We start from the raw sequence: 24,511 nt of genomic DNA, 5'->3' as shown, positions 1-24,511 counted from the left end.
GGTTTAGTTGGAGGCACGCTCAATGTATTTGTCAATATCCTGATAGACAGGAGAGTTGACATACTTCTTCTTGATCTCCTTATAGATCTCGAGCGCATCGGCCTTCTTTCCCTCACTCTCGAGGAGAATGCCCGCCTTGCGCAGTGCCAGCGGTGCGATGCTGAGGTTGGTGTCGTCGGCAGCCTCCGCATCGGCCATCTTGGCAGCCTTCTTGAAACAGTCGACCGCCTTGTCGTTCTGGTTGTTGTTGGCATAGATGTCGCCGAGTGCCATCTGGGATGCCGGGCTGATCATCTCGTCGTCGGACGTGCTGAACTTCTCGGCGTTCTCCAGTGCCTTTGCCCAGTCCGGCTTGGCCTGATGGGCGTAGCAGAGTGCCACATAGAGGTTGGCAAGGTTGCCGGCAGCTGTGCTGCTGTAGTCGCTCTGTACCTTCTGGAAACCGGTGAGCGCCTGGTCGTACTGCTGTCCGTTGAAGAGCATCTGGCTCTTTGCCAGCTCTGTACTGGCCTCCGCCTCGCGCGGCGCTGAGATGAAGTTCCTGTAAAGGATGACACCTGCCACGACAACGATGAGCGCTGCGACAGCGATAAGGAGCTGCTTCTTGTATTTCAAGAAGACGGCTTCCGAATGGTTAAGGGTTTCTTCGTATGTACCCTGTTCTTGTTTTTTTGCCATTTTTATTATTGATGTATTTATTTTTATCTAAGCTGCGGGGCGTGCATTATAGCGCGACAAAATTAGTGAAAAAGTCGCATATATTGAAATTTATCAACGACTTTTTTCTTTTATTGGGTGGAAATGAACTATCTTTGCAGGGGTCGGGAAAGGGCTGTCCGGCAATCGGCCGTCCGGGAACCGGCGGTGTGCCGTCCCTTGCCGGTGCCGTCCCGCCGCTGCTGGTCTCACGCTCCGGAGGAACGGCGACAGCGGCCAGCTGCGGTCTTTTTCTTATTCCTCAAAATCAAAGACGATGCAATTAGACAAATTATCCATCATAAACTACAAGAACATACAGGCGGCCACATTGAATCTGTCTGCCAGGCTCAACTGTTTCATCGGTCGGAACGGAGAGGGAAAGACCAACCTGCTGGATGCGGTCTATTATCTTTCTTTCTGCAAGAGCGCCTTCAATCCCAAGGATTCCGAGGTGATACGCCATGATTCGGATTATTTCGTGCTGGAGGGGGACTACACCACGGATGCCGGTGAGCAGGGGCAGGTGTACTGCGGGATGAAACGCGGCACGAAGAAGCACTTTAAGTGGAACAGAAAGGAGTATAAACGGCTGTCCCAGCATATCGGAAAGGTGCCGCTGATATTCGTATCGCCTGCTGACGCCGCACTGATCGAGGGGGGCAGCGAGGAGAGGCGGAGGCTGATGGATGTCGTCATTTCGCAATATGACACACCTTATATAGAAGCTCTCGGCCGTTACAACAAGGCTCTGCAGCAGCGCAACAGCCTGCTGAAGCAGGAGGGAGAGCCCGACCCGACGCTTATGGAACTGCTCGAAATGCAGATGGCCGAGCATGGAGAGACGCTCTACCGGAAGCGGAAAGCCTTTGTACAGGAGCTTACACCGGTCTTCCAGCGCATCTATCAGACCATCTGCTGCAACCGGGAGCAGGTCTCGCTCGAGTATGTCTCGCATTGTCAGCGGGGCAGTCTGCTGGACGTGATACAGCGCGACCGCACCAAAGACCGCATCATGGGGTTCTCCCTGCACGGCACGCACAAGGACGACCTGGTGATGAAGCTCGGAGGCTATCCGATGAAACGCGAGGGGAGTCAGGGACAGAACAAGACCTACGTACTGGCTCTGAAGCTCGCACAGTTTGATTTCCTGCACCGCACATCCGGCAACAATACGCCGCTGCTGCTGCTTGACGACATCTTCGACAAGCTCGACAGCAGCAGGGTGGAACAGATCGTGCGGCTTGTCTCGGGCGATGACTTCGGCCAGATATTCATTACCGATACCAACCGGGATCATCTGGACCGGATTCTGCAGGGGAGTGGATTTGATTACAAACTGTTCTCTGTCGAAAACGGAGAAATTAATCAGCGGGAGGACTGAGGATCATGTTCAGACGGAAAGTGCAGCCGTTGGGAGACGTGCTCAATCAGTTTCTGAGACAGGGCGGACTGGAAGCCCCTCTGCTGCAGAAACGGCTTGTCGATGCCTGGGACACCGTGGCGGGAGCTGCCGTGGCACGGTACACGCAGGGGAAGTTTATCAGGAACCAGACCTTGTTCGTGAAGATACAGAACCCTGCCTTGCGTGCAGACCTCTGCATGATGCAGTCGGAATTGGTGAAGAAACTGAATGCGGCCGTCGGCTCCATGGTCATTACGGAAGTCCGGTTCTACTGACTTCCGTCTTGCGTCCGCCTCCCGGAGGCGGACACTCGGACAGACGGTCGGCCGGATGGTGAAAAACTGTTGCAGCTCTTTCGCATGGCCCCTGTTTTCTGACAATAAGTATTGACGCAGGTCAATAAATATTAAAATAATTGTAATTTGTGCTGGATAATTTTGATGTGTGCGCAAACAATCGTACCTTTGCACCGTCAAAAGACAAATAAATAGATTGTTTAGGTTAGTAGTAATAGATTTAGGTTTTTAGTTATTTAGTTTAAGGTAGAACAAAAGAGATTGTTCAGATAACAGACATTAGGTTATTAGTTCAAGGTAGCAAAGAAGATTGCATAAAGGATAACAAAGATGCAAGATGATTGGGGAACGCCGTGAGGCGCGAACCAAAAATCAAGCATGGAACGGACTTTTCATACGAAAGAAATAGTTTGAGGCACGACAGGATTCCTGTCGTGCTTTTCCGTATGTGCCTGTCAGCTTTGCAATGAGAAGGTCGTTACAATATATTACTGTCCCGTAAAAACGGAAGGCCATGGATGTCCATGTGTCCCTTCTTTTCGACCGGCGATCCCTCATTGTTTTGGGAAAGGCCGGCCGCCCCCTTGTCAGACAAAGTTCGTTGGCTTCCGGCTTTCACGACAGGCTGTTTCCATCCCGGGTATCAGACGGCAGGCGTGTGAGCCATCAGCATGATCGGTATTCGCCGACAACACGATCGGTTTTTGCCGACAACACAATCGGTGTCGGGCATCAGTACATCATGCAGGGGAGCGTTGTTCGTTCCGCTCATGCTCATCCATATGCAGGAGGGAATGAACGGCTTCCACGGGGGCAGTCCGTCCGACGGCCATCATCACAGTATTCGGACAAGTCTGGCGGAATGGGAGAATGCACGGAGGTTTCAGCTTGATTTCCAGTCTTTTTTCGTACCTTTGCAGCCGGTCTCTGAATCACAGGAGGGAGACGCAGCTTGGTTAAGAAGCCAGATGAGTAGGATCATTCAGTTTATAAAGGATTGGACATTGCCGGTGTCGATAGGCACGGGAGCGTTGACGTACCTTGTCTTTGCCTTGACTCCGGCGTTGGATGGTGCCGGGGGATTCTTTGCTCCGTTCCTCAATGAGGCATTGCCGCTGTTTATGTTCCTTGTCCTGTATGTCACTTTCTGCAAGGTAGACTTCCGCAAGCTCGTCCCTGTAGGGTGGCATTTCTGGATCGGAATCTTCCAGGTGGCGTTCGTCGCCGCCGTTGTCGGTATGATCCTCGTTATCCATGCCACGGGCAGGACGCTTATACTGTTCGAGGCCGTTCTCACCTGCATCATCGGTCCCTGTGCCTCTGCCGCAGCCGTGGTGACACAGAAGTTAGGCGGCGACCTCGAGGAGATGACGACCTATACGTTCCTCTCCAACTTTATCTGCGCCCTGCTCATCCCGGTCTGTTTCCCCCTGATAGACCCCTGTGCAGGCATGGCGTTCTGGAATGCCTTCCTGCTTATTCTGTACAAGGTGTGCATGGTGCTGGTCGTACCGATGTTCCTGGCGTATGTCACAAAGCACTGGCAGGCTCTTCACGGCTTCTACCAGTGGATGATCCATGTGAACGACCTCAGCTATTACCTTTGGGGATGCTCGCTGCTCATCGTATCGGGGACAACGGTGAAGAACATCGTACATGCCGATGTTACGGCCGGTTTCCTCCTGCTGATAGCGGTTCTGGCTCTCCTGCTCTGTCTGATTCAGTTTGCCGTGGGCAGATATGTCGGACATTTCTTCCACAGCACGGTCAATGCCGGTCAGGCCTTGGGGCAGAAGAATACGGCCTTCGCCATTTGGATCGCTTATACTTACCTGAATCCGCTCTCGTCAGTGGGGCCGGGATGCTACATCCTGTGGCAGAATATCATCAACAGTGTTGAGATCTGGCAGCATGGACGTGCCGGACAACACAGAAAGTAGACAATTGTGAAAGCAGTAAAGTATTTTATAGTATTCTTTTTCATCCTTTCCGTACAGTCGGTGCGGTCACAGGACACTGGCAGCAGCGCATTGCCGGACTGTCAGCCTGTCCGTCCGACAGACTCGCCAGAACCTGATGCAATGCCTGTGCAGCCGGCATCGCAGCAGCCCCTGGAAGAGGCAGAGGAAATGATGCCCGCGCCTCTTCCATCCTCCTCCACACATGTGGCACACATTACCGAAAGCCGCAACCAGATTGTTTTGCTTGTCGGCGACTCGATGGCCGACGGTCTGGGTGTGCGTTTCAACGATTACGCTGTCAAGAACGGATTTGAGTTCCACTCTGTCGTGTGGTATGGCAGTACGACGCGCGACTGGGCGATTGCTTCCGACCTCCAGTATCAGATAGAGCGGATCCATCCTACCTATGTTATCATCAGTCTGGGTACCAATGATCTGGGATACAAAGATTACAGCAGACGTGAAACGGCGATACAGACGATACTAAGCCGTATCGGCAACATTCCGTATGTGTGGGTCGGACCGCTGCCCTGGCACAGGGTGAAAGACCGCACGATCGTCAATGTCATCCGGGACTGTACGGGGACAGGACACTTCTTTGACAGCAGTTCGGTCATTGCCTCGCGGACAGACGGGATCCATCCGACACGGCAGGGTGCTGCACTGTGGGTAGACAAGATTGTGCAGTGGATGGTCGAACCTGACAAGAATGCGAACCCCATTGAGATGGACAGACCCGACTTCACCACCCACTTTACCCATGATGAAAAGCACGGGATGGGATACCATGGACGCAGATAGAGACGGCCTTTGGGGCACACCGGATCGGAACGGTCGATGATGATGTACTGCACCGTACGGTGAAAGAGACTTTTTCCGGTTCTTCCGTTAAATACATAGATTGGAAATAAAGGCTTATGCACTTGCATGATATGACTGTCCGAAATCGGATGGTCTTGCAAAGGAGGATGAGCTATAAGATAAAATGCGGAAAAGGCGAATTGACACGATGCCTGTCCGGCAGCCTGTCTTTCCGTCTTCTACGAACAACCTATTCCCACATCATCGGTGTTTGTAAACTGTTTTCATGCAATGCAAAGCAACACATGCTCTTTTGGCTTCTAACAGATGCCTGATTGACTTGCAACAGGTGCTCTTTCAGCGTGTTACCAACGCCCTTTTGAAGTCCAATCAGGCATCTTTTACAAACGACTTGATAACCTGTTGATTTACGGCAGTTTACGAACCTGCTTTTTGCACGTGTCTTTTATATTTGCAGAAGATTTGTCTGAAATTATGTAATGGTTTTTCAAAACCTTGTCTGTATTTTCAACATATTAAATTGGAAAGGCTGTTGTATCGGAGGATGATGATAGGATAGACAGTTGACGGTCTTGCTATGTTTTTTTGAATGAATCACTCCGGTTCTTCCGTCAAAGCCATACGAAAAGCATCGGCGCATTGGACGGAAGAACCAAGAGAAACGCTCCCTCCCAAGAGAAAAAGGGAGGGAGCGGATGCTTTCCGGCGGCCGAGGACAGCTAAAACTGAAAATAAATGAACGGCTGAATATCAGAGCTCTTCACCTGCATGATGATAAATATGACGACCGTGACGGCAACGGCAGAAAGCACGACACCCCCTTTTTCCAGGAGGCGCACACAGCGGTTCTGCCAGGAGGCGGGAATCCAGTGCGTCAGGAGGGCGAAGGCCATCAGCAGGAAAACATATCTATAAGCCACGAAGACATCGGGAAGAACGGCAGGGTTGAACTTCGTGAACATCTGCCTGAGCATGACCCACACCCCCTCGAAGTCCTTGCAGCGGAAGAAAAGCCATGTAAAGCAGAGGACGTGGAACGTGATGAACACGGAGACGAAACGGCGTATGCCGGCGGGATGATAATGTCGGTCGTGCCTCATGACGGTCTGCGACCAGAACTTGTGCAGGCAGACCAGCGCACCGTGCAGCACTCCCCACACGACGAAGTTGAGCGACGCGCCGTGCCACAGGCCACAGGCCGTCATGGCCACCATCTGGTTGAGATACATGTGCAGCGTCCCTTTCCGGTTTCCTCCGAGTGCGATGTAAACGTAATCGCGGATCCATGTAGAGAGCGAGATATGCCAGCGACGCCAGAAGTCGGTCATGGAATCGGCGGTGAGCGGCGCATTGAAGTTCATCGGGATCTTGAATCCGAGCAGCAGGGAGATACCGATCGCCATGTCCGAATAGCCCGAGAAATCACAGTAGATCTGTATGCAGTAGCCGTAAAGGCCGAGGAGCACCTCCCCGCCGGAGAAGAGCGTCGGGTTGTCGAAGATGCGATCGACGAAGTTCTGGGAGATATAGTCGGAGATGACCGCCTTCTTAAAGAGACCGATGAGGATGAAGAACACGCCCTGTGCGAACATCTCACGGCTGACATGAAGGGGCTTGCGGATCTGCGGCCCGAAGTCGGTCGCACGGGTGATAGGGCCTGCCAGGAGGGTCGGGAAGAAACTGACATAGAAAGCATAGTCGAGGAGCGATTCCATCGGTTCTACCTTCTTCCGGTAGACATCCACGACATAGGAAATGGTCTTGAAGGTATAGAAACTGATGCCGACAGGCAGGAAGATGTCCCACGGCTGGAAGTTGCTCCCGACCATCTGTGCGATCATCCCTGCAAAGAAGTTGGTGTACTTGAAGTAGCCCAGCAGACCGAGGTCAATGAGCAGACTGGCTGCCAGCCACAGACGAGGATGTTTCCTTTCGGCGATTTTCCGTGCAAGGCAGAAGTCGCTTACCGTGACGACAAGCAGCAGCAGGAAGTAGAAACCGCTGCTTTTGTAGAAGAAATAATAGGAGAAAAGCGTCACGAAGAGCAGTCTTGCATCCACCTTCCTGCGCAGACAGCAATAGCCCGTGACAAAGATCAGGAAGACGAAGAGGAACGCACCTGACGAAAAGAGGAGCGGTTCGCGCGGATTATAGAGCAGGATGTCTGCCGCCTTTGTGAAATCAAGGCCTGAGACATACGATGCCATGCTCTGCAGGAAGACTTTAAGTTGAGCCGTCATCTGGCTGAAAATATCATTTGTTTCCATCTTGGTTCTTTATTGGGTTTGTCAGCTCCGGCCGTGCCGCCGGATGCGCGAAGCCGTCTACTGTTCCATCAGCTTTGCACGGCGCGTATAATTCTTCTGTCCTGCCACGACAGACTTGAAGATGCGCTGGCTGACGTATTTACCCCCTTTGTAATTGATGTGTACATAGTCCTTGGTGCCCATGTCCTGCTCGTCAACGATGCGCATCATCGTCCCGGCGCCGCCCATGGCCTGGAAAAGATTGTAGAAGCCCACGCGGCAGTCGGCCGCAAGCTGCTCCTGGTAGCCCACAAGCATCTCTACTCCCTTCATGGTGCCGTCGGGTGAAGTCTTCGACCCGCGGTCGGGCGTACTGACAACGAGGATGCTCGTCTCGGGGAAACACCTGCGGAAGAGTTCCACGACCCGCTTCATGTCGGCCATGTACTTCTTCAGCCGCTCCGGCGTCGTCTGTGCGTCGATGGCATTGACACCGAACTGGAAGACGATGAGGTCATAAGGACGGACACGGGCGAACTCGGCCAGCATCTTCCCGGGAAGTTTCGCCAGGGTTATGCCCGAAGATCCCCGCATACTGAAGTTGTCGAGTACGATTCCCTCCTTTCCTTCCTGCGATGTGCCGAAAAGAACGGTGCCGGCACCATTCACCTTGACCGTGGCATGAGCCGTAATACCGTCCATCTTCACAGCCTGCACTTCGGGCGAAGGACTTACGTGCTGCGTGCTTTTCTTCCCGCCGTCCAGTTCAAAGCTGACGGCAGCCCCTCCTTTCGAGCGCAGATAGAGCCAGGTGCTTGCCCATTTCTCCGTATGCGGATAATCGTGCGTCAGGGCGAAAGGGGCGAACGACATCGTGGCCTGTCCGCCCATGGTATAATACCGCTCGGCCATGCCCGCCTGACCGACATCATAGCCCGCAGGCTTCTTCACCATGTGTTCTGTCAGTCCCGAAAACCTGTTGTCCACCGTATGCTTGTACTGGTCGAGGTCATTGCCGGCATCTATCCAGCCCACCCCGTAGCCGCCGTAGTACCGCTGGAGATCCTCCCGCAGGTCGGCAAGCAGAATATCTCCCTCTATGAACGAGTCGCCGAAATAGGCGATGCGCACCGGACGGCCGACCGCCTCCTTCCGCGCCAGCCGGTCGAGCTGGCTGTAGAAATGGTCGAGCCCGCCGCCCTTCCCGGCCGAATAGTCTACGATACGTTCCGTGCCCTTGGGCCATACTTCCCTGAAACGGATCGCCTTCCCGTCTTTGTCGTAAGCGACCGAAGCCGACGGCTCCTTGGGGGAAGGGATGACTTCCTTGAGTTCCTTCTTCTGTCTGGCGAGGTCGCTCAAAATGTCAATTTCCCGCAGTTCCGTCCCGTCTATCTTGAAGGTCGGGAGGAAATGGAGCAGGAAAAGAAACAATGCCACCAACAGTGTCAGCAGCAAGGTTCGGTAGATATTATCTTTCATCTTAATCTAATGCTATGAAGTCGGTGTCCTGCCGGAACCCTCCGGTCTTTCTGCCTTCCGGAGCCGTCTTTCCGGTTTCCCCAGACTGCCTTTCCCGGCTTCGGGTCTTTTATCCGGCATGCAAGTCCGTCATGCGCTTTCTTCCGAATGGCGGACTGACCGGGAAGAAACGCCCGGATCTGTAGGGAAATCCGTTGCAGACACCCACTTGCCTGGACTATCCTATTGTCTTATCCAATCTTTCCAGAAGGGCAGTTTCCTCACATCGCAGGTGCGCCATGCAAGCCCTCCGGACAGGAACATACACACGCACCGGCCGGCTATCTGCCGGATTTGATCCAGGCAAGGGATTCCAGCTGTTCATCCAGCTGCCTGACACCTTCCGGCGTACAGAAGCCACGGATAAAGAGCAGGATGGCCACATGTGCGAGTTCCGTCACATCGTATTTCTTATAAAGGTACAGATTCATGATCGCCTGCTGTGAGGCGTTCGTCAGCGTACGGACGATTCCGTAATTGATATCGGGAAGGAAAAGTCCCTCGTCTATGCCCCGCTGCATGAAGGCGAGGACATCCGATTCCCTCTGCTCATGCAGTTTGCGGACGTGTGCGAGCAGCTCCGGATACTTGTGGATATCTTCGAAGAAGAGGGGATTGATCTGACTGAACTCCTCGATACGGTACTTGCAGACCTCTATCACGATATTGATGACGTTCGATCCCGGTCTGTCAAACCCCTCCATCCGTCGGCTTTCCACCAGCTTGTCATTCCGCATCACCTCCAGCAGCAGCTTCTCTTTGTTGCTGTATATTTCGTAGAGCGTCCGCTTGGATATCTTCAGGTCGTTGGCAATGTCGTCCATCTTGACCCGCCTGATTCCGTACCTGTGGAAGAGAGCCGTGGCCACCCGGAGAATCTTCTCCTTGAGTTCACGCCGGTAGGCGGTTTCCGTTGCAGTATTATACATCAATGTCTGTTTTTGCGGCAAAATTACAAAAAACTTTGATAATGCCGTTTGTTTTAGAAGGGATTTTATTAACTTTGTGGGTCAAACATACATACTCAATACATAAATACAGAAGAGAATTATGGTCAAGGTAACAAAAGAGGCCGCTCTTGAATACCATCACAACGGTCGTCCCGGCAAGATTGAAGTAAAGCCGACGAAACCTTACAGCACCCAGACTGACCTCAGTCTGGCTTATTCGCCCGGTGTGGCTTATCCCTGCCTGGAAATCCAGCAGAACCCCGACGACGTATATAAATACACCGACAAAGGCAACCTGGTGGCCGTCATCAGCAACGGTACCGCCGTTCTGGGGCTGGGAAATATCGGCGCCATGAGCGGCAAGCCGGTCATGGAAGGCAAGGGACTGCTGTTCAAAATCTACGGCGGCATCGATGTCTTCGACATTGAGGTGAACGAACAGGATCCCGACAAGTTCTGCGAAGCCGTCGAGAAGATCGCACCGACCTTCGGCGGCATCAACCTCGAAGACATCAAGGCGCCGGAGTGCTTTGCCATTGAGGAGCGGCTGAAGAAGACCCTCGACATCCCGGTCATGCACGATGACCAGCACGGCACGGCCATCATCTCGGCCGCCGGACTGAAGAACGCACTGGAGGTGGCGGGCAAGGACATCGCCGACGTGCGCCTGGTCGTCAACGGCGCTGGAGCCGCCGCCATCTCATGCACCAAGCTGTACATGGCACTGGGACTGAAGAAGGAGAACATCCTGATGCTCGACTCCAAGGGGGTCATCACCTCTGACCGGGAGAAGCTGACGCCGCAGAAGGCGCTCTTCGCCACCGACCGCCGCGACGTCCACACGCTGGAGGAAGCCATCAAGGGGGCTGACGTTTTCGTCGGACTGTCCAAGGGCAACATCCTCTCGCAGGACATGATCCGCTCGATGAACGAGAAGCCGATCGTCTTCGCACTGGCCAATCCGGTCCCGGAAATATCCTACGAGGACGCCGTTGCCGCACGGCCGGACGTCATCATGTCGACAGGCCGTTCCGACTACCCCAACCAGATCAACAACGTCATCGGATTCCCCTACATCTTCCGCGGCGCACTGGATGTCCATGCCAAAGCCATCAACGAGAAGATGAAGATGGCCGCCGTAAAAGCCATTGCCGACCTTGCCAAGCAGGCCGTGCCCGATGTCGTCAACGAGGTATATCGCGTGAACGACCTCACCTTCGGACCGAAGTACTTCATTCCGAAACCGGTCGACCCGCGGCTGATCACCGAGGTCAGTGCGGCGGTGGCCAAGGCCGCCATGGAGAGCGGCGTGGCACGCACGCCGATCAAGGACTTCGAGACCTACAAGCAGAACCTCCGGCAGCTGCTGGGACAGGAAACCAAGCTGACCCGCACCCTCCACGCCACCGCAGCCCACCATCCGCAGCGCATCGTCTTTGCAGAGGGTGGTCACCAGACGATGATGAAAGCGGCCGTACAGGCAAAGCAGGAAGGCATCTGCGTACCGATCCTGCTGGGGAATCCCGACCGGTTGAACCGTGTCGCCAACCGGCTGAAACTGGACATATCGGACATTGAGATCATCGACATGCGTGCCGACAAGGAGCAGGGCCGCCGCGCCACCTACGCCAAGCATCTGGCAGAGAAGCGGGCACGGGAGGGATACACCTTCGAGGAGGCATACGACAAGATGTACGAACGCAACTACTTCGGCATGTCCATGGTCGAGAACGGCGACGCGGATGCCTTCATCACGGGACTCTACACGAAGTACAGCAATACCATCAAGGTGGCCAAGGACGTGATCGGCATCCGGCCGGAGTACAGGCACTTCGGCACCATGCACATCCTGAACACCAAGAAGGGTGTGTACTATATCGCCGACACGCTGATCAACCGCCATCCCGACGGCGACGTGCTGGCCGACGTAGCCCGGCTGGCAGCCCACTCCGTAAGATTCTTCAACGACGAGCCGGTCATCGCCATGCTCTCCTACTCCAACTTCGGCTCAGACAAGGAGGGCTCTCCGCTGAAGGTACACACGGCCGTGGAGACCTTACAGAACGAATGTCCGGAGCTGGCCATCGACGGAGAGATGCAGGTGAACTTCGCACTCAACAGACAGCTGCGGGACGAGAAGTACCCGTTCAGCCGCCTGAAGGGGAAGGATGTCAATACGCTTGTCTTCCCCGACCTCTCTTCAGCCAACAGCGGTTACAAGCTCCTGCAGGCGTTGAGTCCGGAGACGGAGGTCATCGGGCCTATCCAGATGGGACTGAACAAACCCATCCACTTCACCGACTTCGAGTGCTCGGTACGCGACATCGTGAACATCACAGCCATCGCTGCCATTGACGCATACGTGGAGAAACTGAAGAAAAACAAGTAGCTGACGGCATTGTGCCCGCGGCCGCCGATTCCGGCAGGCCGCCTACGACCGAGACAATACCCGGACAGGAGGAAGACAGTTTTGCCTTCCTCCTGTTTTTTTTGCAAGCTCCCCGCCCGGCCCTGTTCCACCCGCCATCGTCCATCCTCCCCCATCGCCTCCCGCCATTGGTACACCCTTACCTGCCACGCTCCCTCCTTCGGAGGAGCTTAGGAGGCGCTCATCCTGTCCTGATATTTCATCACCGTACAGCCTCCTCCCCCATCGCCTCCGGCCCTCTTCCACGGACAAGGCAAAGCCAGCCTCCCCATTTGGGAAAGAGACTTTCAGACGGATCCACAACCAACTAAAGGCCAGGCATATACGGACACCAGGCGAAGAGGTGTCCTGTTGCACTCCAAACGGGCGTTAATTGGGACGTTATCGGGCGTTAATTGAACTGCAATCAGGCGTTAATTGGAAGGCAATCGGTGCCCGGTTGCGAAACAGCCTGCCGCATGTACCGTCCAAGACAGCTGTTTTTGCAAGGAAAACCCGCCGCCAGAAAAGTCCGAATTGTCAACATATTTCATCCTGCACATGTGCCCCCCGATACGTCACAGCCCCCTGACGAGACACGATTTTCCCTGTCTGTGAGAAGCACCTGTCCGGCAGCCCCCATCAATACAGACGAAAATTTTTCGCGGCGGAAGTGTACTTTTCCCGTCGGTTTTATCCGCAATGCACAATCTTTTTTATACTTTTGCACTCGGAATCATCTGTTCAAGTTCTTTCCAGACAAACCAATACAAACGACCAATACATGGGCAATACAAATCTATCACCGGCACGGAAGACGATCGTGGGGATACAATTCCTCTTCGTGGCTTTCGGCTCCACCGTCCTCGTCCCTCTGCTTGTGGGGCTCGACCCCGCAACGGCATTATTCACAGCAGGCTTAGGAACTTTTATCTTTCATCTGGTTACGAAAGGTAAAGTTCCTATTTTTTTAGGTTCTTCCTTTGCCTTCATAGCACCGATCATCTCCGCCGCCAGACACTGGGGAATGCCGGGGACACTGGCAGGCATTGCCGGAGTGGCGCTGGTCTACTTCGTGATGTCGGCCTTGATAAAGTGGCAGGGAAAGAAACTGCTCGACCGGCTCTTCCCACCGGTCGTCATCGGCCCTGTGATCATCCTGATCGGTCTGTCCCTGTCCACGTCGGCCGTCAATATGGCGAAGACAAACTGGCTGCTGGCCTTCGTCTCGCTGGCGGTGGCCGTAATGGTTCTCTCCATGGGACGGGGACTGATGAAGCTGGTACCGGTGATCTGCGGCATCATCGCCGGATATATCGTGGCGGTGGGCATGGGGCTCGTCGACTTCACACAGGTAAAGGCGGCCCCGTGGCTGTCGCTGCCGCCGGCCCTGGCACACTTCCATCTGCCGCAATTCGCATGGGAACCTTTCCTCTACATGATTCCCGTGGCAATCGCCCCCGTGATAGAACACGTGGGCGACGTATATGTCGTGAGCGCCGTCGCAAACAAGGATTTCACGAAGTCGCCGGGACTGCACCGCACGATGCTGGGCGACGGACTGGCCTGCCTCGCGGCCTGTCTGCTGGGCGGTCCTCCCGTGACGACGTACAGCGAGGTGACCGGTGCCATGAGCATTACGAAGGTCACCCACCCGCAGGTAATCCGCATTGCGGCGCTCACAGCGATCGTCTTCTCGGTCATCGGGAAGCTGAGCGCGCTGCTGCAGAGCATCCCTTCCGCCGTGTTAGGCGGCATCATGCTGCTGCTTTTCGGCACGATCGCCTCGGTAGGCATCCAGAACCTCATCCAGCACAAGGTCGACTTCAACCGCACACGCAACATCATCATCATATCCATCACCCTGACCATGGGAATCGGAGGAGCCGTACTGCACTGGAGAAGTTTCTCTATCAGCGGCATCGGCCTTTCAGCTGCCATCGGTGTCATATTGAATCTGATTCTGCCGCCGGCAAAGGAGAAGCCTGCACGGAATCCGGGGAAGGCAGCCTGACGCTGCAAGCTGCGCGCAGACAGAGGCACGGCGCCGCTACGCCGACGGGAGCATCTCAGGGGCATGCCCATCACGGGAATGCCCCCGACGCATCCACAGCCGATACCGTTCAATGGCACGCCGGGGGAAGCCATGCCCGGGGAGCTGCCCGGACGGATGTCGCCCCACGGCTGTTAAGAAACGTTTTGCCAGCTTAACGAATGATAAAAACCTGCCTGTTGTTGAAGTAAAACACTAACTTTGCTTGTAATTATTATGTATCGAAGTTTACAGAACTAAAAGCATAAAACTATTTACAATGAAAAGTTTAAAAGATATTCTGCCCTGGGAAGACCGCCCGGAGGGATGCAAGGACGTGATGTGGCGTTATTCGAAGAACCCGATCATCGGCCGTTACCATATCCCGACATCAAACAGTATCTTCAACAGTGCCGTCGTTCCTTTTGAAGACGGTTATGCAGGTGTGTTCCGCTGCGACAACAAAGCGGTGCAGATGAACGTCTTCGCCGGCTTCAGCAAGGACGGCATCCACTGGGAAATCAATCACGAGCCTATCAAGTTTGAGGCTGGCAACACCGAGATGATTGAGTCAGAGTATAAGTATGACCCGCGCGTCACATGGATTGATGACCGTTACTGGATCACCTGGTGCAACGGCTATCACGGTCCGACCATCGGCATTGCCTACACCTTCGATTTCAAGAAGTTCTATCAGTGCGAGAATGCCTTTCTGCCATTCAACCGCAACGGCGTGCTCTTCCCCGAGAAAATCAACGGAAAGTATGCCATGCTGAGCCGTCCGAGTGACAATGGCCATACACCTTTCGGTGACATCTACATCAGCTTCAGTCCTGACATGAAGTACTGGGGCGAACATCGTTGTGTCATGAAGGTGACGCCATTCCCAGAGAGTGCATGGCAGTGTACGAAGATCGGCGCCGGCTCTGTCCCCTTCCTGACGGATGAGGGCTGGCTGCTCTTTTATCATGGGGTCATCAACACCTGCAACGGCTTCCGCTATTCAATGGGGGCAGCCATTCTCGACAAAGACCATCCTGAAAAGGTGCTCTATCGTACCCGTCCTTACCTTCTGGCACCTGCAGCGACCTATGAACTGCAGGGCGACGTGCCCAACGTCGTCTTCCCATGTGCCGCCTTGCAGGACGGCGAACGTGTAGCCGTTTACTACGGTGCGGCTGACACGGTTGTCGGAATGGCCTTCGGGTACATCAAGGAGATCGTAGCGTTTACGAAGAACAACAGCATTCTATAAAGAATGCCTTGCCCACGCTGTAGGGACAGATGTCTTTGTCTGTCCTTACAGCGTGTATGCCATGCACGGCCTTTCATCACCCACTCGCCATCAGCAGTCCCCCGACATCCGACATTTACTACCCACCAATCATCATTCCCCTTCATCATCTCACATGAAACATAACTTTCTCCTTGGGCTTCTCATGTCCCTTTCTTTCCTCTCACTGGAGGCAGCAGGCAGGGAAAGAGAAGAGCCTGTCGACCTCGTCAATCCTTTCATCGGCACATCCAACTTCGGTACGACCAATCCTGGAGCGGTGTGCCCCAACGGCCTGATGTCGGTAGTGCCGTTCAACGTGATGGGCTCCGACCTGAACAAATACGACAAGGATGCACGCTGGTGGTCGACACCCTACGAGTACCACAACGTTTTTTTCACAGGTTATTCTCATGTCAATCTGAGCGGTGTGGGCTGCCCGGAGGTCGGTTCACTGCTGCTTATGCCTACGACCGGAAAGCTGAACGTAGACTACAAGGAGTATGGCAGTACATACGACAAGGAGGTTGCCCAGCCCGGCTATTACTCCAACCACCTTGTCAAATACGATGTGACGACGGAGGTGACGGCCACTCTCCGCAGTTCCGTTGCCCGCTTCACATTCCCGAAAGGTGAGAGCCACGTCCTGCTGAACCTCGGCGAGGGACTGACAAACGAGACGGGAGCAATGGTAAAGAAGGTGAGCGACACGGAATGGGAGGGCGTGAAGCTGCAGGGAACATTCTGTTACAACCCGCAGGCTGTCTTCCCCATCTACTTCGTGATGCGTGTCAGCAAGAAGCCTTCAGCAGCCGGCTATTGGAAGAAACAGCGGCCGATGACGGGCGTAGAGGCGGAGTGGGACGCCGACAACGGCAAGTACAAACTCTATAAGACCTACCAGAAGGAACTCGCAGGCGATGACATCGGCGTATGGATGGACTACGATACCGAGGCCGGCGACCAGGTGGAGGTGCAGATGGGTGTATCGTTCGTGAGCATGGCGAACGCCCGTGAGAACCTTGATGCCGAACAGCGAGGCAAGGACTTTGATGCCATCCGTGCTGAAGCACGCACGAAATGGAACGACGACCTGTCCCGCATACTCGTCGAAGGAGGAACGAAGACGGAACAGACCATATTCTATACCGCACTTTATCACACACTCATCCACCCGAACATACTACAGGATGTCAACGGACAGTACCCTGCCATGGAGCGCAACGACATCTGCACGGTGAAGGAGGGGAACCGATATACGGTCTTCTCGCTGTGGGACACCTACCGCAACGTGCATCAGCTGCTGACACTCGTCTATCCGAACCGGCAGCGCGACATGATCCGCACGATGATTTCCATGTACGACGAACACGGCTGGATGCCGAAATGGGAACTCTTCGGAAGAGAAACTTACACGATGGAAGGCGACCCGGCCATCCCTGTCATCACGGACTCGTGGCTGAAAGGACTGCGCGGCTACGACATCAACAGGGCTTACGAGGCGTTCCGCAAGTCGGCTCTGACGAAAGGAAGCGACAACCCTCTGCGTCCGGATAATGATGAGTACATGGAGAAGGGATATGTCGCCCTGCACGAGCAGTTCGACAACTCCGTCTCCCATGCCCTCGAATACTACATTGCCGACAACGCCCTTTCACGACTGGCAGCGGCATTGGGAAAGAAAGACGACACCCGCCTGTTCCACGACCGTGCTTTGGGTTATCGCCATTACTTCAGCAAGGAGTACGGCATGTTGCGCCCTCTGATGCCCGACGGGACTTTCTACAAGCCCTTCAACCCACGTCAGGGAGAGAACTTCGAGCCGTCGCCCGGCTTCCACGAAGGCAATGCCTGGAACTACACGTTCTATGTTCCGTACGACGTGACGGGACTTGCAAGGCTCATGGGAGGACGGAAAGCGTTTGTCAGCAAGCTCCAGAGCGTGTTCGACAAGGGTTATTACGACCCGGCGAATGAGCCTGACATTGCCTACCCTTACCTCTTTTCCTATTTCAAGGGGGAAGAATGGCGCACACAGATGCTGACCCGCAGGCTCTTGAAGGAGTACTTCAAGAATGCACCGGAGGGTATTCCCGGCAACGACGACACGGGAACCATGTCGGCCTGGGCGGTATTCAACATGATAGGGTTCTATCCCGACTGTCCCGGCGACCCGTCTTACACGCTGACATCGCCGGTCTTCGACAAGGTGACCATCCGCCTGGACAAGGAGCAATGGGGAAAAGACCAGCTTGTCATAGAGACCGCGCGCCCTTCTGCCGAGGCCGTCATCATCCAGAAGATGGAACTGGGCGGGAAGCCGCTGAGCCGGTACCGAATCACGAACGACGAACTGTTGAAGGGCGGAACATTGAAGTTCTATCTGAAATAAGCCTCCCGACAGCATTGTCAAACCTAAGAAACAAAAACGACATTTACCGTATATGATGAGAAAACATATCCTTTTGAGTGCAGCCTTCCTGCTGCTGTCAACTGCCGTTCCGATGCCTGTTGCAGCTCAGAACATCATCCCACAACCTGAGCATATCAGTCTTTCGAGGGGTCAATTCAAGCTGAATAAGGGCTTGAAGATCGTGACCAATCTTACAGGCAGCGACTTCAAGGTGCTTAATCAGTACACTTCTGAGGTAATGAACCATCCTTTGGCTTATGCGAAGAACCCTTCCCAACAAGCCGTTTTTCGCTTGATTTGCAAGGGGACAGCCCAACAGGCTGCACAGGCAATGGACAGCGTGCGCCTGCAAGGCTATGAGCTGGAGGTGACACCTAAGGGAATTACCATCCAGTCATTGACACCTACGGGACTGTTCTACGGCCTGCAGACCGTCCGTCAGCTGGAGAAAGACGGGAAGATAGCCTGCGTAAAAGTCAAGGACACCCCTCGTTTCGCTTACCGGGGGCTGATGATCGACTGTTCCCGCCACTTCTGGACGAAGGAGTTCCTCAAGAAACAGCTGGATGCGATGGCTTATTTCAAGCTCGACCGTTTCCACTGGCATCTCACTGACGGCGGCGGCTGGCGCATGGAGGTGAAGCAGTACCCTCGTCTGACAGCCGAAACGGCCTACCGGACACAGTCGGACTGGACCTGCTGGTGGATGGACAAGGACCGCCGTTACTGTCCGGCAGGAACACCGGGGGCATACGGTGGCTATTACACACAAGAGGACATCAAGGATATCGTACGCTATGCGGCAGCACGGCACATAGAAATCATCCCCGAGATTGAGATGCCCGGACACAGTGACGAGGTGGTCTTCGCCTATCCGGAACTGTCGTGTACAGGCAAACCCTACACACAGTCAGACCTCTGTGTAGGAAAGGAAGCCACCTACACGTTCATGGAAAACGTGCTGAAAGAAGTGATGGAACTCTTCCCATCCAAGTATATCCACATCGGAGGAGACGAGGCAGAGCGTCGCACATGGAAAACTTGTCCTGACTGCCAGAGGATGATGAAGGAGAATCACTTAAAGGATGTAGCCGAGTTGCAGAGCCATTTCACCCATCGTATGGAACAGTTCTTGAACCGTAACGGTCGTAAGCTCCTCGGTTGGGACGAGATCATGGAAGGCAAACTGGCTCCTAACGCAGCCGTGATGTCATGGCGTGGGACTGAAGCAGGCATCGAGGCTGCAACAAGCAAGCACCATGTAGTGATGGCACCGCAGCAGTTCTATTATCTGAATATGTATCAGGACAATCCGATGGAACAGCCGAAGGCACAGGGAGGTTATACCCGTTTGGATAAGACCTACAATTATGAGCCCATCCCAGCGAAGTATAAAGGAACCAATCTTGAGAAGTATATGGATGGCGTGCAGGCCTGTGTCTGGACGGAATTCATCGCCGAGCCCGGCCATTTAGAGTATATGCTCTATCCTCGTCTGTTGGCTCTGGCAGAGACAGGATGGACGAAGCAGCGCACAGGTTACGACAATTTCTGCCGGAGAGCAGTTGTGAATGTCGACCGACTGAGGCGTGCAGGCTATAATGCCTTTGACCTCTCAAAGGAGAAGGGTTCACGTATAGAAAGCCGTAGCATAACACAACACGAAGCAATGGGCCGCCCCGTCACTTACCTGGGACGCTATGCAGAGAAATACAGGGCGGAAGGCGACAGCACGCTGACCAACGGACTGCGAGGCGACTGGGGCTATCTTGAGGGACGCTGGCAGGGCTTCATAGACAGTACCGGCATGGATGTCGTCGTCGATATGGGCAAGCTGACAGAGATACGTGACGTGGAAGTCGACTTCATGCACCAGTACGATGCGGTAATCTATGCTCCGGCATCCGTTGAGCTGATGGTCTCCGACGATGGGAAGAACTACAAAACGATTGACACCGCACAGCCGGGAGTAAAGACAAAAGAGGCCTATCTTGTCTATCCTTACCGGTGGAAGGGTAACGCCAAGGGACGCTATGTACGCGTAAGGGCACTCTCCCGTGAGAAAGACGCATGGATATTCACCGACGAGGTGATTGTCAACAGAATCATCAGAAGCTGCGGGAAAGGATAACCGGGGGAGCTTTCCGTCATATTCCCAACCGGTCGGGAATCCCGTTCCCAACGCTTGGGAATGCTGTTCCCAACGGCTGGGAACAGCATTCCCAGATGCCGGGACAGCCACAGGCTTCATGTGCCGGGACAACAGACAGCTGACAGCCGGCCGAAAAGGCATGACATCCGGGAACGGGAAACAGCCCCATCAGCTGACGGATCAGACAATGAGATTAAAAACAATTCAAGATATGAGAAAAAGGTTCTTAACATTGGCGGCGCTTACCGCCACCGCTCTCTTCGCCTTTGCGCAGGACTACACGCAGTATGTCGACCCGTTCATCGGAACAGGCGGACACGGGCATGTGTTCCTCGGAGCCAATGTTCCGTTCGGAAACATTCAGGCGGGTCCTACACAGAAGAAGCAAGGCTGGGACTGGTGTTCCGGCTATCATTACAGCGACTCGACGGTCATCGGATTCGGGCAGATGCACCTCAGCGGAACAGGTATCGGCGACCTGGGAGACATCTCCCTGCTGCCGGTCACCGACCCGGTACAGCGGGAGGTGAAGTTCGCCCATCGTGCCGAGCACGTCAGCCCCGGCTACTACTCGGTGATGCTGGCTTCCGGCGTGCGCGTGGAGCTGACGGCGACCCGGCGCGTGGCTTTCCACCGTTATTCCTTCCCTGCTGATGCGGCGAAAGGGTATGTCGTACTGAACCTCGCACAAGGTATCGGATGGGACAGGATGACCTCGTGCAGCTTCAAGCAGGAGTCGGACAGAACCATCAGCGGCTTCCGTATGTCTACGGGATGGGCCAAGGACCAGCGTGTCTATTTCGTGGCAGAGTTCTCGCAGCCTGTCAGGTTGCAGGAAAACGAGCGTGACACCATCGGCGTCTATGCTCTTGACGACACCGCACGGCCCCTCCTTGTAAAGGTGGGCATCTCTGCTGTGAGTGTAGAAAACGCCCGGCAGAACCTGCAGCAGGAGCTTCCCGGATGGGATTTCCGCAATGCTGTTGCCCAGGCGAAAGCCGAATGGAACCGTGAACTGGGCAAGATCGCCGTCAAGACGGAAGATGAACACGCAAAGCGCATATTCTATACGGCACTCTACCATACGATGATTGCACCGTCGGTATTCAATGACGTCAACGGCGAATACCGTGGGGCAGACGGAAAGACACACCAGGGCGACTTTACCGACTATACCACCTTTTCACTCTGGGACACTTATCGGGCCGCCTTCCCGCTGATGACGATCATCCATCCGGAAATGCAGCGCGATCTTGCCCAGACGTTCCTGCACATCTTCAAAGAGCAAGGCAAGCTACCGGTATGGCATCTGATGGGCAACGAGACAGACTGCATGGTGGGCAATCCGGGCATTCCCATCCTCGTGGACATTGCCCTGAAAGGCTTTGATGTGGACAAACGTGCAGTGCTTGAAGCCGCCAAGGCTTCTGCCATGCGTGACGAACGCGGCATGGGACTGCTGAAAAAGTACGGATATATTCCCTGCGACCTCGACCCGGAACGTGAGACGGTTGCCAAGGGACTGGAATATGCACTGGCAGACGCCTGTATAGCAAAGCTCGCCAGGCAGCTGGGCAGAACGGATGATTACAAGTATTTCCACAAGCGCAGCCAGTCGTACCGTGACTTCTACTTTGACCGGAAGACGAAGTTCATGCGGGGTGTGACTTCGGACGGGAAGTTCCGTGAACCGTTCGATCCGTTCAGCACCGTCCACCGCCAGGACGACTATACCGAGGGCAATGCCTGGCAGTATGTATGGCTCGTGCCGCATGACGTACACGGACTTGTCGCTGCCTTCGGCGGTGAGAAGCCGTTTGTCTCAAAGCTCGACTCCCTCTTCATCGTCCATGGCGACATGGGCGCTGATGCCTCGCCGGACATCACGGGGCTGATCGGCCAGTATGCACATGGCAATGAACCGAGCCACCATATATTATATATGTACAACTATGTGGGACAGCCATGGAAAGGTGCGGAGAAGATACGCTATGTGCTCAAGAACCTGTATCACGACAACTTCGACGGCCTGAGCGGCAATGAGGACGTAGGACAGATGTCGGCATGGTACATCCTTTCGGCACTGGGAATCTATCAGGTGGAGCCGGCCGGCGGAAGATACATCATCGGATCGCCGCTCTTCGACGAAGCTGCCGTGAACGTGGGAAACGGCAAGACATTCCGTGTCGTGGCGCATGACAACAGCCCGGAGAACATCTATATCCAGCGTGCCCGGCTGAACGGCAAGCCCTATACCCGCTCGTACATCGACTTCAAGGACATCGCCTGCGGCGGCACGCTCGAGCTGACGATGGGCAGCAAGCCTTCTCGGTTCGGCGTAAAACCGGCAGACAGACCGTAGGAGGCTGGAGGGGTCAAGAGCGTTAACTTCTCTAACACTCTTGCCCCCTATGACTCCTTCCTCAAAACAAACAATCTTCAAATAAAACCTAATAAAACCATGCTCGATTTCATCAATGTCGTCTCACAGTTCCGCATCGAAGGAGCTGTCGAAAGCGTCAGTCCGATAGGAAACGGACTGATCAACGAAACGCTGCATGTGACCACTGTGGGGACTGACACTCCCGACTACATCCTGCAGCGCATCAATGACACCGTTTTCACCGATGTAGACCTGTTGCAGCACAACATCGAGACGGTGACAGCACATATACGCCATAAGCTGGAGGCACAGGGCGAGCAGGACATCGACCGCAAGTGCCTGCGCTTCATAGAGACTTCGGCTGGCAAGACCTATTACAAGGACGGCAACGGACGCTACTGGCGCATGAGCGTCTTCATCCCTGATACCTGCACCAAGGAAGAAGTGAACCCGGAGAATGCCTTTTGCTGTGGCGAGACCTTCGGCAACTTCGAGCAGATGCTGGTAGACTTGAAAGAGCCTTTGGGTGAGACAATCCCCGACTTCCACAACATGGAACTCCGTCTGCGCCAGCTGCAGGAAGCTGTGAAGGCAGACAGGATGGGACGTGTCGCCTCGGTACGTGACATCCTCGGCGAGCTGGAATGCAGTGCCGACGAAATGTGTCTTGCCGAACGGCTCTACCGTAAGGGGACACTGCCCAAGCGCATCTGCCACTGTGACACGAAAGTGAACAATATGCTGTTCGATGCCGACGGAAAGGTTCTCTGCGTCATCGACCTCGACACGGTTATGCCGAGCTTCGTCTTCTCCGACTACGGCGACTTCCTGCGTACAGGTGCCAACCGGGTGGCTGAAGACAGCGACGACTACCAGTCGGTAGGTCTGAAAGAGGATATTTTCCGTTCGTTTACCGAGGGCTATCTCGGTTCGGCAGGCAGCTTCCTGACACCGGTAGAGACAGGCCATCTGCCTTACGCCGTGGCACTCTTCCCTTATATGCAGTGTGTCCGTTTCCTGACTGATTACATCAACGGCGACATCTATTACAAGATAAAATATCCCGAGCACAACCTTGTCCGCTCACGCAACCAGCTCCTGCTCTACCGTGACGTACGCCGTCACGACCGGATGATGGCGGAGTTTGTCGAGAAAACCTTGAAGCTATGAAACGGATAGAAGCAGTACGTCTGGACTGTCGGCAGGTGAAGGCCGCTGACATTCCGGCCCTTTTCAGGAAGAACGGGGTAGCTTACCACAGGATAGACACGGTGGACTGGCCTTCAGATTATCCATATTGTCCGGATGTAAAGTTTGCCATTGCCCATAAGGGCGATTGTCTCCTGCTGCATTACAAGGTAGAAGAAGACTGCGTACGAGCCGTTTCGGGGGCCGACCTGGGTCCTGTCTGGGAAGACTCCTGCTGCGAGTTCTTCTGCTGTCCGGATACAGAAGGAGGCTATTACAACCTCGAGACCAACTGCATCGGGACGGTATTGCTCTGCAACGGAAAGGGCCGTGAGAACCGTACACCGGCCTCTCACGGAACACTTGCGGACATCGACCGCTGGACCTCCCTGGGACGCGAACCGTTCGGAACGAGAGACGGAAGACAGGCATGGGAGCTTGCGCTCGCCGTGCCCGTCAGCGCATTCTTCCGTCATACGCTGAAGAATCTCTCCGGACAGACGGTAAGAGCCAACTTCTATAAATGCGGCGACAAGACACGTCAGCCCCATTTCCTTTCATGGAATCCCATCAGCCTGCCCGCTCCCGACTTCCATTGTCCGGAGTTCTTCGGCGAAGTGACTTTTCTGTAGCCCATCCACAGAATATTGCCTGCATCAGAAGCCGGAATTGCTGATGGAGCAAGCGGCGGAAAGAGCTGCCTTCCCATCCCCCTCCGAAAGCAACACACAGGCACACACTGCCCGGACTTACCCCCTAAAAAGCC

General features: G+C 54.6%; 17 protein-coding genes. 13 read left to right on the top strand and 4 right to left on the bottom strand.

Annotated features, from left to right (window positions below; genetic code table 11):
• Nucleotides 1–3: 3 nt before the first annotated feature.
• The gene (locus tag HMPREF9141_RS04870; RefSeq protein ID WP_007367417.1) at nt 4–678 is read right to left on the bottom strand and encodes a tetratricopeptide repeat protein; all 675 of its coding nucleotides are present in this window, start codon (nt 676–678) and stop codon (nt 4–6) included.
• On the opposite strand from HMPREF9141_RS04870, the gene HMPREF9141_RS13565 reads away from it, so the two are divergent.
• From HMPREF9141_RS13565 to HMPREF9141_RS04850, 5 genes are all read left to right on the top strand, one after another.
• On the top strand, nt 651–983 hold the full coding sequence (locus HMPREF9141_RS13565) for a hypothetical protein (RefSeq protein WP_169309942.1): 333 nt from the start codon (nt 651–653) through the stop codon (nt 981–983). The two genes, HMPREF9141_RS04870 and HMPREF9141_RS13565, sit on opposite strands and share 28 nt — an antisense overlap.
• Entirely contained in the window at nt 974–2,080 is a 1,107-nt protein-coding gene (recF, locus tag HMPREF9141_RS04865) for a DNA replication/repair protein RecF (RefSeq protein WP_007367415.1), read from the top strand. The genes HMPREF9141_RS13565 and recF overlap by 10 nt, the downstream gene beginning before the upstream one ends.
• Nucleotides 2,081–2,085: 5 nt before the next feature.
• The gene (locus HMPREF9141_RS04860; RefSeq protein WP_007367414.1) at nt 2,086–2,376 is read left to right on the top strand and encodes a DciA family protein; all 291 of its coding nucleotides are present in this window, start codon (nt 2,086–2,088) and stop codon (nt 2,374–2,376) included.
• A 989-nt stretch (nt 2,377–3,365) separates the two neighbouring features.
• Nucleotides 3,366–4,337, top strand: coding sequence for a transporter (locus HMPREF9141_RS04855; RefSeq protein ID WP_040554491.1), 972 nt, complete (start codon nt 3,366–3,368; stop codon nt 4,335–4,337).
• A 6-nt stretch (nt 4,338–4,343) separates the two neighbouring features.
• Nucleotides 4,344–5,159, top strand: coding sequence for an SGNH/GDSL hydrolase family protein (locus HMPREF9141_RS04850; RefSeq protein ID WP_040554278.1), 816 nt, complete (start codon nt 4,344–4,346; stop codon nt 5,157–5,159).
• A gap of 740 nt (nt 5,160–5,899) precedes the next feature.
• Here the strand turns inward: HMPREF9141_RS04850 and HMPREF9141_RS04845 are convergent.
• The 3 genes from HMPREF9141_RS04845 to HMPREF9141_RS04835 form a co-directional block, all read right to left on the bottom strand.
• On the bottom strand, nt 5,900–7,420 hold the full coding sequence (locus HMPREF9141_RS04845; RefSeq protein WP_370991936.1) for an MBOAT family O-acyltransferase: 1,521 nt from the start codon (nt 7,418–7,420) through the stop codon (nt 5,900–5,902).
• A gap of 84 nt (nt 7,421–7,504) precedes the next feature.
• Nucleotides 7,505–8,908, bottom strand: coding sequence for an SGNH/GDSL hydrolase family protein (locus HMPREF9141_RS04840; protein WP_007367408.1), 1,404 nt, complete (start codon nt 8,906–8,908; stop codon nt 7,505–7,507).
• Between the two features lie 320 nt (nt 8,909–9,228).
• Nucleotides 9,229–9,876 (bottom strand): TetR/AcrR family transcriptional regulator, encoded by a 648-nt coding sequence (locus tag HMPREF9141_RS04835; RefSeq protein ID WP_007367407.1) that lies wholly within the window; start codon nt 9,874–9,876, stop codon nt 9,229–9,231.
• Nucleotides 9,877–9,997: 121 nt separating this feature from the next.
• Between HMPREF9141_RS04835 and HMPREF9141_RS04830 the strand changes: the two genes are divergently transcribed.
• From HMPREF9141_RS04830 to HMPREF9141_RS04795, 8 genes are all read left to right on the top strand, one after another.
• Entirely contained in the window at nt 9,998–12,286 is a 2,289-nt protein-coding gene (locus HMPREF9141_RS04830) for an NADP-dependent malic enzyme (RefSeq protein ID WP_007367406.1), read from the top strand.
• Between the two features lie 802 nt (nt 12,287–13,088).
• Nucleotides 13,089–14,318, top strand: coding sequence for a uracil-xanthine permease family protein (locus HMPREF9141_RS04825; RefSeq protein WP_007367404.1), 1,230 nt, complete (start codon nt 13,089–13,091; stop codon nt 14,316–14,318).
• Nucleotides 14,319–14,616: 298 nt separating this feature from the next.
• A complete protein-coding gene (locus HMPREF9141_RS04820) occupies nt 14,617–15,591 on the top strand; it encodes a glycoside hydrolase family 130 protein (protein WP_007367403.1) in 975 nt (324 codons plus the stop codon).
• A gap of 154 nt (nt 15,592–15,745) precedes the next feature.
• Entirely contained in the window at nt 15,746–18,001 is a 2,256-nt protein-coding gene (locus HMPREF9141_RS04815; protein WP_007367402.1) for a GH92 family glycosyl hydrolase, read from the top strand.
• A 52-nt stretch (nt 18,002–18,053) separates the two neighbouring features.
• Nucleotides 18,054–20,153: a glycoside hydrolase family 20 protein gene (locus tag HMPREF9141_RS04810; RefSeq protein WP_007367401.1), complete on the top strand. Its 2,100-nt coding sequence runs from the start codon at nt 18,054–18,056 to the stop codon at nt 20,151–20,153.
• 232 nt (nt 20,154–20,385) lie between these two features.
• Nucleotides 20,386–22,536 (top strand): GH92 family glycosyl hydrolase, encoded by a 2,151-nt coding sequence (locus HMPREF9141_RS04805; RefSeq protein ID WP_050788040.1) that lies wholly within the window; start codon nt 20,386–20,388, stop codon nt 22,534–22,536.
• A 99-nt stretch (nt 22,537–22,635) separates the two neighbouring features.
• Nucleotides 22,636–23,727 (top strand): phosphotransferase enzyme family protein, encoded by a 1,092-nt coding sequence (locus HMPREF9141_RS04800; RefSeq protein ID WP_007367399.1) that lies wholly within the window; start codon nt 22,636–22,638, stop codon nt 23,725–23,727.
• Entirely contained in the window at nt 23,724–24,377 is a 654-nt protein-coding gene (locus HMPREF9141_RS04795; protein ID WP_007367398.1) for a carbohydrate-binding family 9-like protein, read from the top strand. The genes HMPREF9141_RS04800 and HMPREF9141_RS04795 overlap by 4 nt, the downstream gene beginning before the upstream one ends.
• Nucleotides 24,378–24,511 lie beyond the last annotated feature (134 nt).

This window comes from Prevotella multiformis DSM 16608, assembly GCF_000191065.1.
GTDB classification, from domain to species: Bacteria; Bacteroidota; Bacteroidia; order Bacteroidales; family Bacteroidaceae; genus Prevotella; species Prevotella multiformis.
The sequence above is the reverse complement of the archived record's forward strand: the minus strand, read 5'-3'. Positions and strand labels throughout refer to the sequence as shown.

What these genes read in the sequence shown, in the direction of transcription:
- HMPREF9141_RS04805 (WP_050788040.1), top strand. Translation starts at nt 20,386, where the DNA reads ATGAGAAAAAGGTTCTTAACATTGGCGGCGCTTACCGCCACCGCTCTC.
- HMPREF9141_RS04870 (WP_007367417.1), bottom strand. Translation starts at nt 678, where the DNA reads ATGGCAAAAAAACAAGAACAGGGTACATACGAAGAAACCCTTAACCAT.
- HMPREF9141_RS04825 (WP_007367404.1), top strand. Translation starts at nt 13,089, where the DNA reads ATGGGCAATACAAATCTATCACCGGCACGGAAGACGATCGTGGGGATA.
- HMPREF9141_RS04810 (WP_007367401.1), top strand. Translation starts at nt 18,054, where the DNA reads ATGATGAGAAAACATATCCTTTTGAGTGCAGCCTTCCTGCTGCTGTCA.
- HMPREF9141_RS04830 (WP_007367406.1), top strand. Translation starts at nt 9,998, where the DNA reads ATGGTCAAGGTAACAAAAGAGGCCGCTCTTGAATACCATCACAACGGT.
- HMPREF9141_RS13565 (WP_169309942.1), top strand. Translation starts at nt 651, where the DNA reads ATGTACCCTGTTCTTGTTTTTTTGCCATTTTTATTATTGATGTATTTA.
- HMPREF9141_RS04820 (WP_007367403.1), top strand. Translation starts at nt 14,617, where the DNA reads ATGAAAAGTTTAAAAGATATTCTGCCCTGGGAAGACCGCCCGGAGGGA.
- recF (WP_007367415.1), top strand. Translation starts at nt 974, where the DNA reads ATGCAATTAGACAAATTATCCATCATAAACTACAAGAACATACAGGCG.
- HMPREF9141_RS04860 (WP_007367414.1), top strand. Translation starts at nt 2,086, where the DNA reads ATGTTCAGACGGAAAGTGCAGCCGTTGGGAGACGTGCTCAATCAGTTT.
- HMPREF9141_RS04845 (WP_370991936.1), bottom strand. Translation starts at nt 7,420, where the DNA reads ATGACGGCTCAACTTAAAGTCTTCCTGCAGAGCATGGCATCGTATGTC.
- HMPREF9141_RS04835 (WP_007367407.1), bottom strand. Translation starts at nt 9,876, where the DNA reads ATGTATAATACTGCAACGGAAACCGCCTACCGGCGTGAACTCAAGGAG.
- HMPREF9141_RS04840 (WP_007367408.1), bottom strand. Translation starts at nt 8,908, where the DNA reads ATGAAAGATAATATCTACCGAACCTTGCTGCTGACACTGTTGGTGGCA.
- HMPREF9141_RS04815 (WP_007367402.1), top strand. Translation starts at nt 15,746, where the DNA reads ATGAAACATAACTTTCTCCTTGGGCTTCTCATGTCCCTTTCTTTCCTC.
- HMPREF9141_RS04795 (WP_007367398.1), top strand. Translation starts at nt 23,724, where the DNA reads ATGAAACGGATAGAAGCAGTACGTCTGGACTGTCGGCAGGTGAAGGCC.
- HMPREF9141_RS04800 (WP_007367399.1), top strand. Translation starts at nt 22,636, where the DNA reads ATGCTCGATTTCATCAATGTCGTCTCACAGTTCCGCATCGAAGGAGCT.
- HMPREF9141_RS04855 (WP_040554491.1), top strand. Translation starts at nt 3,366, where the DNA reads ATGAGTAGGATCATTCAGTTTATAAAGGATTGGACATTGCCGGTGTCG.